Here is a 12,289-nt window from a genome sequence, read left to right as displayed (position 1 = left end):
GGAGGAGGGATGGGCCGCGCACCAGACGCTGCCCATCCCTCCCGCGAACGTGCCTCCGCGAACGCGTCTCCACGAACACGTCTCCACGAACGGTATCCGCGAGAACGCCTCCCCGGGACACCTCCGTGCACGCGCTTCCGCGAACCGCTCCCGCTACACCGGGGCCATGGCGTCCGCGATGCCCGGATTATCCGCCATCCAGGCCTTCACCGCCTCTTCCTCGTGTCCCGTACCGCGCTTCTGGATCTCGTTCTCCAGCCCGCCGAGCTGCTGCTCGGTCAGCTTGAAGTCCTTGAACCACTTGGTCAGCTGCGGGTAGTTCTCGGGGAAGTCCTTGTTGGTGACGGTGGTGAGCTGGTCGCCCTCGCCGAAGGCCTTCTTCGGGTCCTTCAGTTTGGTCAGGTCGTACTCGTTGTAGGCCCAGTGCGGGGTCCAGAGCATGACCGCGATCGGCTCCTTCTTCGCGTACGCCCGCTTCAGCTCGGCGAGCATGCTGGGCGTGGAGCTGTCGATGACCTCGTAGGACTTGTCGAGCCCGTACTCCGGCAGGACCTTGTCCTTGAGGATGTTCATGGTCTCCGTGCCGGCCTCGATCCCGACGATACGGCCCTTGAACTCGTCCTCGCGGCCCTTGAGGTCGTCGAGGGTCTCGACGCCCTTGACATACGAGGGGACGGCGATCTCCAGCGAGGTCGGGCCGTACCAGGACCCGAGGTTGTGCAGACTCTCGTGGTACTTGTCCCAGTATCTCTTCTGCGTGTTGGGCAGCCAGCCGTCGAACTGGACATCGATCTGACCGCGGGACATCGCCGCGTACATCGGGCCGACCTCGAACTGCTTGAGGTTCATCGTGTACCCGCGCTCCTCCAGGACCGCCTTCCACAGATAGGTGGCGGCGATGTCCTCCTCCCACGGGAACCACGCGACCTGCAACGGACGCTCGCGTTCGTCCTTGCCGTTCGCGGCCTTGGCGGCCTTGCCGCCCTGGGCGACCGGGGTCCACTTGTCGGCGACACCGGGGTTCTCCTTGAGCCAGGCGCGGACGGCGTCCTGCTCCTTGCCCTTGCCGGTGACCTGGATCTTGGCCTCAAGGCTGGTGAGCTGCTTCTCGGTCATCGAGAAGTCCTTGAGCCACTTGGCCACCTGCGGGTTGTCGTCCGAGAAGCCCTTGCGGGCGAGGGTGTGGACGCCGTCGCTCTCCGCGCCGAAGGCCTTCTTCGGGTCCGCCAGCTTGGTCAGGTCGTAGTCGTTGTACGCCCAGTGCGGGGACCAGAGCACGACCGCGATCGGCTCCTTCTTCGCGTACGCCCGCTTCAGCTCGGCGAGCATGCCGGACGTCGAGCCGTCGATGAGTTCGTACTCGGTGTCGAGGCCGTACGCCTTGAGGACCTTGTCCTTGAGCAGGCCCATCTCGCCCGCGCTGGGCTCGATGCCGACGATCCGGCCCTTGAAGGTGGAGGACTTGCCCTTCAGGTCGGCCAGGGAGTTGACGCCCTTGACGTACGAGGGCACGGAGATCTCCAGGGAGGTCTTGTCGTACCAGGCCCCCATGTCCTCCAGCTTGTCCTTGTACTTGGCCCAGTAGGTGGCGTGGGTGACCGGCAGCCAGGAGTCGGTCTGGATGTCGATCTGACCGGCCGCCTGGCCGGTGTAGAGCGAGCCGGCCTCGTACTGCCGCGCGTCGACCTCGTAGCCGCGCTGCTCCAGCAGTTCCTTCCAGAGGAAGGTGGAGGCGATGCCCTCGTCCCAGGGGATGTAGCCCATGCTGATCTTCTTGCCCTGGCCGACGTTCTTCCCGTCGGCGGCGGTGCCGCCGGACGAGGAGCCGCCGAACAGGCCGATGCCGCCCGCGACGAGCGCGAGCACGACCACACCGGCGATCGCGACGACGGGCTGGGGACGGTGGTTCCAGATCTTCAGTCCGCCGGTCAGCTCCTTCGCCTTGGCCAGCGCGCGGCGGCCGACCGGGGAGACCTGGAGGCTGAGCGAGCCGGTGATCCGGTCCAGGTACACGGCCAGGATGACGACGGAGAGACCCGCCTCGAAGCCGAGACCGATGTCGATGTTGCCCAGGGCGCGGTAGACGGCGCCACCGAGGCCGCCGCCGCCGACCATGCCGGCGATGACCACCATGGACAGGCCCAGCATGATGACCTGGTTGATGCCCGCCATGATCGTCTGGAGGGCCAGCGGCAGCTGGACCCGCAGCAGGGTGTTGCGCGGGCTGGTGCCGAACGCCTCCGCGGCCTCGACCAGTTCCCCGTCGACCTGCCGGATACCGAGTTCGGTCATCCGGACGCCGGGCGGCAGGGCGAAGATGATCGTGGCGATGATGCCGGGCACCACGCCGATCCCGAAGAAGACGACGCCCGGGATCAGATAGACCATCGCGGGCATGGTCTGCATCAGGTCGAGCACCGGCCGGACGATGGAGCTGACCGTCTTGGAGCGCGCGGCCCAGATGCCCAGTGGGATCGAGATGACCAGGACGATGATCGTCGCCACGAGCACCAGCGAGAGAGTCTCCATCGACTCGTCCCACAGCTCGATCGAGTCGATCAGCGCGAAGCCGGCGAAGGTGAGGACACCCGCGGACAGGCTGCGCAGCCACCAGGCGAGCACGGCCAGAATGCCCGCGAGGAGCAGCGGCTCAGGTGCGGAGAGCACCGCGTTGATGCCGTCGTACATGCCCGAGACGACCGAACCGATCGCGTCGAACAGCCAGGAAAGGTGGTTCTGGAGGAAGTCGACCGCGTTGTCGACCCAGTCGCCGAGAGGGAGCCTAGGCACTGGCTACCGCCTTGTCGGTCCTGGTCTTCGAGACGGTGGTCCCGGCGGGCTCGTCCACGGGGACCGAGGGCGTCATCGGCTCACCGAGGACGGCCAGCAGCCTGGCGCGCGGGACGACTCCGACCAGCTCGCCCGCGTCGTCGGTGACGGCCACGGGAACCGCGCTGGTGGAGCAGGGCGTGAACAGCTCGATGATCGGGGTGGACTCGGCCACCCTGGCGGGCGCCGCGTCGAGCACCTCCCGCGCCGTACGCAGTTCCTTGCCACCGTCCGCGCGGGCGCCGAAGGCGGTCTCCGGGTCGGCCATGATCGCACCGGCGGTGAGCACCCGGGAGCGGTCGACGTCCTGGGTGAAGGAGGCGACGTAGTCGTTGGCCGGGGTGACGAGGATGTCCTCGGCGCTGCCCTGCTGGACGATCGCCCCGTCGCGCATGACCGCGATCCGGTCACCGAGGCGCATGGCCTCGTTGAGGTCGTGGGTGATGAACACGATGGTCTTCTTGAGCCGCTTCTGGAGCTGGAGCAGCTGATCCTGCATATCGCGGCGGATCAGCGGGTCGAGGGCGCTGAAGGACTCGTCCATCAGCAGCAGATCGGCGTCGGTGGCGAGCGCGCGGGCGAGGCCGACGCGCTGCTGCATACCGCCGGAGAGCTCATCGGGCCAGGACGTCTCCCAGCCGCCCAGGCCGGTGAGTTCCAGCGCCTCGGCGGCGCGCTTCTCGCGCTCGGCCCGGGGCACGCCCTGCACTTCGAGGCCGTACCCGGCGTTCTCCAGGACGCTGCGGTGCGGGAAGAGCGCGAAGTGCTGGAAGACCATGCTGATCTTGGTGGAGCGGACGCGGCGCAGCTCCAGCGGGCTCAGGGCGGTCAGGTCCTGGCCGTCGAAGAGCACCCGTCCCGAGGTCGGGTCCAGCAGTCCGTTGAGCATGCGCAGCAGCGTGGACTTGCCGGATCCGGAGAGACCCATCACCACGAATATCTGCCCGGGCTCGACCGAGAACGAGGCGTCGATCACCGCTGCGGTCGTACCGTCGGCGCGAAGCTCGTCACGGTCCGTACCGTTTTCGAGCTTCGTCACGGCTTCGTCTGGTCGTCTGCCGAATACCTTGTACAGGTGTTCGGCTTGCAGCCTGGACACATACACCTCACGCGTTGAACGGAAAACGGCCCGTCACCCCCGCGGGCGGGCCGTGGAGCGGGCGGATTCTGTCCGCTGACAGGACACGGTGGGTGACACCGCGACCTGGTTCGCTCCAGTCGCGCGCCTGCCCGCGCTTACACCGACCAAACAGAAAGGTGTCCCAGGTCACTCTCCTGAGGGAACACTTCGACCTGAAAGGCTCTTTCCGAGACGGACCGATCACCGTCGGTCACCGTGTGCACCCGTGCGCCCCGCAACGGCCTGTGTATCCGTCCGCCCCGATGCGGCCTGTGTATCCGTCCGCCCCGATGCGGTCCGCGTGCCCGTCGCCCGATGCGGGCTCACGGATGCGGTACGGGGCGTTGTCAGTGGGCTGGGGCATCATCGGGGTGTGACGCGACGCCTGATGCTCCTCGACACCGCCTCCCTCTACTACCGGGCCTACTTCGGGGTCCCCGACTCCGTACGGGCCCCCGACGGCACCCCGGTCAACGCGGTGCGCGGTCTGCTGGACTTCATCGGCCGTCTGGTCCAGGACCACCGCCCGGACGAGCTGGTGGCCTGCATGGACGCCGACTGGCGGCCCGCGTGGCGGGTGGAGCTGATCCCCTCCTACAAGGCCCACCGCGTGGCACAGCCGCATGAGGAGGGGCCCGACGAGGAGGAGACCCCGGACACGCTGGCGCCACAGGTCCCGATCATCGAGGCGGTGCTCGACGCGCTCGGCATCGCCAGGGTGGGGGTCGCGGGCTACGAGGCGGACGATGTGATCGGCACGCTCGCCGGCCGGGCGACGGGCCCGGTGGACATCGTCACCGGCGACCGCGATCTCTATCAGCTGATCGACGACAAGCGCGGGGTGCGGGTGCTCTACCCCCTCAAGGGCGTGGGGTCGCTGCATCTCACGGACGAGGCGGCGCTGCGGGAGAAGTACGGGGTCGACGGCCCCGGCTATGTCGATCTGGCCCTGCTGCGCGGGGACCCGAGCGACGGGCTGCCCGGGGTGCCGGGGATCGGCGAGAAGACCGCGGCCAAGCTGCTCGACGCCTTCGGCGATCTGGCCGGGATCATGGCGGCGGTCGACGATCCGCGGTCGAAGCTCACCCCGTCCCAGCGCAAGCGGCTGGACGAAGCCCGGGACTATGTGGCGGTCGCGCCCACGGTGGTCCGGGTGGCCGGCGACGTACCGCTGCCGGACTTCGACCCGACGCTGCCCGCGGCGCCGCGCGATCCGGCCATGGTCGACGCGCTCGCCACCCGGTGGGGGCTGGGCGGCGCCCTGCGGCGACTGCTCGCCACCCTCCAGCCGTGAGTGTTAGCTTAGGTAAACCTAAGCAGCGCAATCGTCAGGGAGACCGCCGTGGCAGAAAAGCCGGCCCGCACGTCGCCGAAGGCCCACGAGGGGCAGGTCGTACGTACCGAGTGGATCACCCCGCACATGGTGCGCGTGGTCCTGGGCGGTGAGGGGCTGGCCTCGGTGGAGTGCGGCGAATTCAGCGATCACTACGTGAAGGTGCTGTTCGCCCCCGAAGGGGTCAGCTACCCCGAACCGTTCGACATGGAGCGCATCCGCGCGGAGTTCCCGCGCGACCAGTGGCCCGCCAACCGTACGTACACGGTCCGCGGTTGGGACCCGGCGGCGCGCGAACTGGCCATCGACTTCGTCGTGCACGGCGACGAGGGGCTGGCGGGTCCGTGGGCGGCGCGTGCGCGGCCGGGCGAGACGGTGCGCTTCCTCGGCCCCGGCGGTCTCTATGTACCGGACCCGGCGGCGGACTGGCATCTGCTGGTGGGGGACGAGAGCGCCCTGCCCGCGATCGCCGCGTCGCTGGAACGGATGCCGGCCGGCGCCCTGGTCCACGCCTTCGTCGAGATCTCGGGTGCCGAGGAGGAGCAGAAGGTCACGACGCCCGACGGGACCGGGATCACCTGGCTGCACCGGGGGGAGCGCCCGGTGGGCGAGGCACTGATCGCCGCCGTCCGCGGCCTCGACTTCCCCGCGGGGGACGTCCTCGCGTTCGTACACGGCGAGGCGGGCTTCGTGAAGGAGCTGCGCCGCCATCTGCGGCTGGAGCGGAACGTCCCGCGCGAGCGGCTCTCGATCTCGGGGTACTGGCGGCTCGGCCAGACCGACGAGGCCTGGCGGGCCGTCAAGCGCGAGTGGAACGAGCGGGTGGAGCGCGAGCAGGAGACCCCGGCCGCCTGAGCACGCCCTCTCCCTTCGCTCCCTCCCCTTCGGCCCCTGTCGCGCGTGCGAACAGGGGCCGACGGGTGCGCGCGAGGGCAACGGGCCGGGCTCGGGTCCTAAACGGACTTCTGGTACGAGCGGAACGTACGGGTCGACAGCCAGACCGCCGCCACCGCCAGGGCCAGCAGCGCACCGCCCCTGGTCAGTACGTCGCCCCAGTCGGGCTCGGCCGCCAGCGCGGAACGTCCCGCGACCATCGCCCAGTTGACCGGGTTGAAGTCCGCGATCGTGGCCATCCAGGACGGCATCTGGGAAGACGCCATGAAGGCGGAGGAGAGAAACGTCAGCGGCAGCAGCAGAAACGTGTTGATGCCGATGATCGACTCACGCTCGCGCACCAGCATGCCCAGCGCGTTGGAGAGCGCCCCGAAGACCGTACCGAGCAGGATCGAGGCGGCGACCAGCACGAGCAGTCCGCCCGCCCCGCCCGGGTAGCGGGCCCCGCCGAGCAGCCCGAGCAGCACGATGATCACCGACTGGCCGGCCGTGCTGATGCCGTTCTGCACGACATTGGCGTGCATGAGGGCGCTGCGGCTGACCGGGGTGGTCAGGAAGCGGTTGAGCGTGCCGCGTTCGATCTCCTCCAGCGTCCCCATCCCGGCCCACATGCTGGAGCCGAGCGCGCTCATCACCACGATGCCCGGGACCAGATAGTCCAGATAGGTCGTGGTGCCGAAGCCGCCCAGCTCGACGACTCTCTTGAAGAGATTACCGAAGAGGAACAGCCAGATCACCGGCTGGATCAGCGAGATCAGCAGAAAGACGGGCTGACGCACGATCGCCATCAGCTGACGCTGCGTCATATACCAGGTGTGGGCGAGGGTTTCGGTACTCACCGGGCACCTCCGTCGGCGGCCTGGCCGGAGGTACCGGCTCCGGCGCTGTCCGCCTGGGCCTCGGCCTCGGAGAACCGGCGTCCCGCGTACCGCAGATAGACGTCGTCCAGGGAGGGGCGGGCCACGGTCGCGGCGGCCACGGACGCTCCGGCGCGCTCCAGCGCTGCGAGCAGGACGGGTACGGCGGCGGCGCCGTCGTCGGCGCGGACACTGACCCGGCGGCCGTCGACCGCCAGGTCGTGCAGACCGGCCAGCCCGGCGAGTACGCCGGTGAGAGCCGCCCTGTCGCCGTCGGCCCGCAGCTCCAGATGGACGGCGTCGCCGCGCAGTTCACCCTTGAGCGCGTCGGGGGTGCCCTCGACCACGATCCGGCCGCGGTCGACGATCGCGATGCGCTCGGCGAGCCGGTCGGCCTCCTCCAGATAGTGCGTGGTGAGCAGGATGGTCAGACCCTCGTCACCGGAGAGGCGGGTGATCTCGTCCCACATGGCGGTACGGGCCTCCGGGTCGAGCCCGGTCGTCGGCTCGTCCAGGAAGAGCACCTCGGGCCGGTGGACCAGGCCGAGCGCCACATCGAGCCGGCGCCGCATACCGCCGGAGTACCCCTTGACCAGCCGCCGCGCGGCGTCGGTGAGAGCGAACCGGTCCAGCAGTTCGTCGACGCGCCGGTTCAGTTCCGCCCCTCTCAGGCCGTACAGCCTGCCCTGGAGGACGAGGTTCTCCCGGCCGGTGGCGGCGGGATCGGCGCCGGACTTCTGGGCGACGACGCCGATCGCGCGGCGTACCCGGCCGGGGTGGCGCAGCACATCATGGCCGGCGACCGTGGCCGTGCCGCTGTCGGGGCGGGCGAGGGTGGTGAGGATCTTGACGGTGGTGGACTTGCCTGCGCCGTTGGGGCCGAGCAGTCCGAGGACGGTGCCGGCCTCGACGGTCAGGCCCAGGCCGTTCAGGGCGGTGACTCCGCCGGGATAGGTCTTGACCAGATCGTCCGCCCGTACGACGGGCGTTCCGTTACTCGTAGGTCCGCTGCCGGTCGGTCCGGTACGCGTGGATCCGGTACTCATGGTTCCCATACTCGTGCTCACGACTAGCTCTCCTGGGTTGCGCGGGTGGCTCGGGGGTGTCCGTGCCCGAGCGGGTCGCTCGGGCACGTCCGGGCCGGTCCACGCGAAGAGCGCCGGGCTATCCTGGGCGTGCCGCGCCTCGATCGCCGGGCGCCTTCACGGTGGTCCGGTCCGGGGTGAGAGACCCCGGCGGGGGCTGCTGCAACAGCGACCGCCGGGGTCGTTTCCGTTGAGGGCCGGAGTCGGCCGGGTCAGGGTTTCCGGGAGCGGTCCTCCTCCCCCGCGGTGTCCAACGGCCGCTCATGCTCCAGCTCCTGCCATTCCGGTGGCGGCCGGCCGGTTTCGTGCAGGGTCCGCCAGCCGTCGAGACCGGAGAGCGATCCCTCGCCCATCTCCTTGAGGAATCCCTGGATCCAGGCCTCCTCGGCCTCGATCATGTGCAGCTGGAACTCGGTCTCCACGACGAAGAGCCGCGGCAGCGTCTCGTAGAGCTGCTCCAGCACCCCTCGCATACCGGCGGCCTGGACGCGCAGCGCCGAGGCCCGGTCCTCCAGCAGCGAGGTGACCTCGTCCGGCGGCAGGACACCCATCAGCGAGAGGCCCGTCTCGAACAGCGGGAACTCACGGGCGGGGACGGCCAGCAGATCCGCCATCCACTCCAGCATCTCCTCGTGCCCGCTGGAGGTGAGGCCGTACAGCGTGCGCTCGGGCCGGTTGCCCTGCCGCTGCACCTCCGCCACCTCGACGAAGCCGTGCTTCTCCAGGTTCTGGACGACGGTGTAGAGCGATCCGAAGTTGATCTTGACGCTGTTCTCCTTGCCGCGCTGCCGCAGCGTCTGCGCGATCTGGTACGGGTGCATCGGCCGCTCCGAGAGGAGCGCCATCACCGCGAGCGCCAGCGGATTGCCCAGCTTGCGCCGTTTCACCCCCATCGCGACCCTCTCGCCTTCTTTACTCCACCCCAAATACTCGTCTGCGAACATATCGCGAGTTCCCCTTACCCGTCAATCGCGATACATCGCAATTCTTCCGTGCCATCCGGTGCGAAATCAATCCGCGGGACGGACCAATCCATCGGTGTCCCGGCTCCGAATACACGGTGACGTCTGGTCGGATGGCCGGACGGGATGATGCCGGACGAGCGGGTCGGCTCCGTCCGCTCCGTGGAGGAAAGCCGCGTGAAAGAAGCCGTACACATCGGCGGGCCCGCTGCGGCGGGGCCCGATTTGCAGGAACTGCTCGGCCAGGTGGCCAGGGGCGACCAGGAGGCGTTCTCGCGCGTCTACGACCAGGTCTGCGGCCCCGTCCTGGGGCTGGTGCGCTCCGTACTGCGCGATCCGGCCCAGTCCGAGGAGGTGGCACAGGAAGTGCTGCTGGAGGTCTGGCGCACCGCCGCGCGCTTCCGGCCCAGCCGGGGCAGCGCCATGACCTGGGTGCTGACGCTCGCCCACCGCCGGGCGGTGGACCGGGTGCGCTCGGCGCAGGCGGCGGGCGACCGTGAGCACCGCGCCGCGCTGCTCGACCGTACCCCCGCCTTCGACCAGGTCACCGAGCAGGTCGAGGCCACCCTCGAACGGGAACAGGTGCGCCGCTGTCTGCGCACCCTCACCGAGCTCCAGAACCAGTCCGTGACGCTCGCGTACTACCGGGGCCTGTCCTATCGCGAAGTGGCGGAACTCCTCTCGGTCCCGCTGGGCACGGTCAAGACACGACTCCGCGACGGCCTCATCCGGCTGCGCGACTGCCTGGGGGTGAACGCGTGACCACCGCGGATCTGCACACGCTGACCGGCGCGTACGCGCTGCACGCCCTGGAGCCCGGGGAACGCGCCGCGTTCGAACGGCACAGGGCGGTCTGCCCGGCCTGCGACCAGGAGGTACGCGAACTGGCCGCCACGGCGGCCCGGTTGGGACGGGCGGTCACCGTGACCCCGCCGGCCGCGCTCAAGGAGCAGGTGCTGCGCAGGATCGCCACCGAACGGCAGGAGCCGCCGAAGGTCGCCCCGCGGCCCCGCCCCGGAGGCGGAATCGCCCGGGGGCGCGCGCTCTCCCGGTTCGCCCTGGCGGCGTGCCTGGCCGCGGCGGCGGTGTTCGGAGGGGTCGCGGTGTGGCAGCACGAGGAGGCACGGGACGCGCAGCAGCAGGCGCGCGCCTCGGAACAGCGGTCCGCGGAACTGGCCGCGGTACTCGGCGCCCCGGACGCCAGGATCACCGGCGGCAGGCTGCCGGACGGCGCGACCGGCACCGTGGTCGTCTCCCGTGGCCGCGACAAGGCCGCCTTCATCGCGTCGGGGATGCCGAAACCGCCGAGGGGCAAGGTCTACCAGCTCTGGTACGACGACGGAGGGACGATGCGCTCCGCCGGCCTGATGGACCCCACGGGCGGCGCGGACACCGTCCTGATGGCCGGCCGGGTGGGCACGGCGTCGGGTATGGGCATCACGGTGGAACCGTCGGGCGGCTCCGTGCGGCCGACATCGCCGCCGCTGGCCCAGATGAACTTCCCGGCCGCGTAGGGCAACGTCGGGAACGCGCGCGGACAGGACGTGCGCGGACAGGACATGCGCGGACGGACGGGCCGTGAGGCGAGTGGCAGCGAGGAACAGGGACACGAGGAACAGGGACATGAGCGTTGCGGTGGTGCTCTTCACCTCGGATCTGCGGGTGCACGACCAGCCGGTGCTGCGCGCCGCCGTGGACGGCGCGGAGGAGGTGGTGCCGCTCTTCGTCCGCGATCCCGGGGTGGCGGCGGTGGGCTTCGACGCGCCCAACCGCCGTGCCTTCCTGGCCGATTGCCTGGCCTCGCTGGACACCGCCCTGCGCGAGCGAGGCGGCCGGCTGGTCATCCGTTCGGGTGATCCCGTCGAACTGGTCTGCCGGGTCGTGCGCGAGAGCGGCGCCCGGCGGGTCCATGTGGCGGGCGGGGTGAGCCGGTACGCGGCACGCCGGGAGGAGCGGCTGCGTACGGAACTGCCGGCCGCGGGAGCCGCCCTGACCGTGCACGACGCGGTGGTCACGGTGGTACCGCCTGGGCAGATCGTCCCGGCGGGCAGGGACCATTTCGCGGTCTTCACCCCGTACTTCCGCCGCTGGGAGGAGACGGGCCGGCGCGCGGTGACAACCGCGCCCGGGAGCGTACGGGTGCCGCGGATCGACAGTGAGCCGCTGCCCGTGCGCGGTGCGGTCGAGGGGGTCTCGCCCGGTCTGGCCGAGGGCGGCGAGAAGGTGGCGCGCGAGCGGCTGGCGGCCTGGCTGGCCGACGGGATCGCGTCGTACGAGGACCGTCACGACGACCTGTCCGGCGACGCGACCTCCCGGCTCTCGCCGTACCTCCACTTCGGCTGTCTCTCACCGGTGGAGCTGGTCCGACAGGCCCGGCGCCGGCGCGGTCCGGGGGCGGCGGCGTTCGTACGGCAGCTGGCCTGGCGGGACTTCCACCATCAGGTACTGGCCGCGCGCCCCGCGTCGGCGTGGTCCGACTACCGGCCGCGCGGGGATCACTGGCGTACGGACGAGAAGGAGATCAGCGCCTGGCGGGAGGGGCGCACCGGCTATCCGGTCGTCGACGCGGCCATGCGCCAGCTGTCCCACGAGGGCTGGATGCACAACCGGGGACGGCTGCTGGTGGCGAGCTTCCTGACCAAGACGCTGTACGCGGACTGGCGCGTCGGCGCGCGGCACTTCCTGGATCTGCTGGTGGACGGCGACCTCGCCAACAACCAGCTCAACTGGCAGTGGACGGCGGGCACCGGCACGGACACCCGCCCCAACCGCGTCCTCAATCCGCTCACCCAGGCCAAACGGTTCGATCCGCACGGCGACTACGTACGGCGCTGGGTACCGGAGCTGGCCGGGGTGGCCGGGGTGGCCGGGGCGGCCGTCCACCAGCCGTGGCTGCTGGACGCCCGGGACCGGGGCCGGCTCGACTACCCCGACCCGATCGTGGACCTCACCGAGGGCCGGGATCGCTTCTCGCGGGCCCGCGGTCTCTCCTAGCCGAGTAAGCCCGGTCGTTCTGCGCGAGCCCGCGTAGAACGACCGGAAGGTATTCGCTGCCGCGCGGGCCGGGGATGGGTGGGCGGGCGGTCTTTCTTCGGCCGGCGGGACTTTTTCACTCCTTCGGGTCACTGACCAATCCGCCGTCGTTCCGGTGCCGAATGGCGAGTGTGAGCGAAGATCTGAAGGTCCCGACGCCGGAGGGTGGTTGCCCC

General features: G+C 70.2%; 10 protein-coding genes. 5 read left to right on the top strand and 5 right to left on the bottom strand.

Annotation, left to right across the window (positions count from 1 at the left end; translation table 11 throughout):
• Positions 1-153: 153 nt before the first annotated feature.
• Together ACIOGX_RS31960 and ACIOGX_RS31955 are read right to left on the bottom strand one after the other, a co-directional pair.
• Positions 154-2,790, bottom strand: coding sequence for an ABC transporter permease/substrate binding protein (locus tag ACIOGX_RS31960; RefSeq protein ID WP_401918132.1), 2,637 nt, complete (start codon positions 2,788-2,790; stop codon positions 154-156).
• Positions 2,783-3,928: a glycine betaine/L-proline ABC transporter ATP-binding protein gene (locus ACIOGX_RS31955; RefSeq protein ID WP_401918130.1), complete on the bottom strand. Its 1,146-nt coding sequence runs from the start codon at positions 3,926-3,928 to the stop codon at positions 2,783-2,785. Before ACIOGX_RS31955 ends, ACIOGX_RS31960 begins: the two co-directional genes overlap by 8 nt.
• Before the next feature lie 409 nt (positions 3,929-4,337).
• On the opposite strand from ACIOGX_RS31955, the gene ACIOGX_RS31950 reads away from it, so the two are divergent.
• Together ACIOGX_RS31950 and ACIOGX_RS31945 are read left to right on the top strand one after the other, a co-directional pair.
• Positions 4,338-5,243, top strand: a complete 906-nt coding sequence (locus ACIOGX_RS31950) for a 5'-3' exonuclease H3TH domain-containing protein (protein ID WP_383961085.1) — start codon at positions 4,338-4,340, stop codon at positions 5,241-5,243.
• Positions 5,244-5,291: 48 nt separating this feature from the next.
• The gene (locus ACIOGX_RS31945) at positions 5,292-6,137 is read left to right on the top strand and encodes a siderophore-interacting protein (protein WP_401918128.1); all 846 of its coding nucleotides are present in this window, start codon (positions 5,292-5,294) and stop codon (positions 6,135-6,137) included.
• 98 nt (positions 6,138-6,235) lie between these two features.
• Here the strand turns inward: ACIOGX_RS31945 and ACIOGX_RS31940 are convergent, their stop codons facing one another.
• The 3 genes from ACIOGX_RS31940 to ACIOGX_RS31930 all read right to left on the bottom strand — a co-directional run bounded on the left by ACIOGX_RS31940 (position 6,236) and on the right by ACIOGX_RS31930 (position 9,011).
• On the bottom strand, positions 6,236-6,982 hold the full coding sequence (locus tag ACIOGX_RS31940; protein WP_401918316.1) for an ABC transporter permease: 747 nt from the start codon (positions 6,980-6,982) through the stop codon (positions 6,236-6,238).
• Positions 6,983-7,011: 29 nt separating this feature from the next.
• The gene (locus ACIOGX_RS31935) at positions 7,012-8,079 is read right to left on the bottom strand and encodes an ATP-binding cassette domain-containing protein (protein WP_387015173.1); all 1,068 of its coding nucleotides are present in this window, start codon (positions 8,077-8,079) and stop codon (positions 7,012-7,014) included.
• A 251-nt stretch (positions 8,080-8,330) separates the two neighbouring features.
• Positions 8,331-9,011: a PadR family transcriptional regulator gene (locus ACIOGX_RS31930; protein WP_401764761.1), complete on the bottom strand. Its 681-nt coding sequence runs from the start codon at positions 9,009-9,011 to the stop codon at positions 8,331-8,333.
• 246 nt (positions 9,012-9,257) lie between these two features.
• Between ACIOGX_RS31930 and ACIOGX_RS31925 the strand changes: the two genes are divergently transcribed.
• The 3 genes from ACIOGX_RS31925 to ACIOGX_RS31915 all read left to right on the top strand — a co-directional run bounded on the left by ACIOGX_RS31925 (position 9,258) and on the right by ACIOGX_RS31915 (position 12,074).
• A complete protein-coding gene (locus tag ACIOGX_RS31925; protein WP_129772632.1) occupies positions 9,258-9,842 on the top strand; it encodes a sigma-70 family RNA polymerase sigma factor in 585 nt (194 codons plus the stop codon).
• On the top strand, positions 9,839-10,594 hold the full coding sequence (locus ACIOGX_RS31920; RefSeq protein ID WP_401918126.1) for an anti-sigma factor domain-containing protein: 756 nt from the start codon (positions 9,839-9,841) through the stop codon (positions 10,592-10,594). Before ACIOGX_RS31925 ends, ACIOGX_RS31920 begins: the two co-directional genes overlap by 4 nt.
• 109 nt (positions 10,595-10,703) lie before the next feature.
• On the top strand, positions 10,704-12,074 hold the full coding sequence (locus ACIOGX_RS31915) for a cryptochrome/photolyase family protein (protein WP_401918124.1): 1,371 nt from the start codon (positions 10,704-10,706) through the stop codon (positions 12,072-12,074).
• Positions 12,075-12,289 lie beyond the last annotated feature (215 nt).

This window comes from Streptomyces sp. NPDC088147, assembly GCF_044741565.1.
Lineage (GTDB): Bacteria > Actinomycetota > Actinomycetes > Streptomycetales > Streptomycetaceae > Streptomyces.
This window is presented reverse-complemented; position numbering and strand designations above follow the sequence as displayed.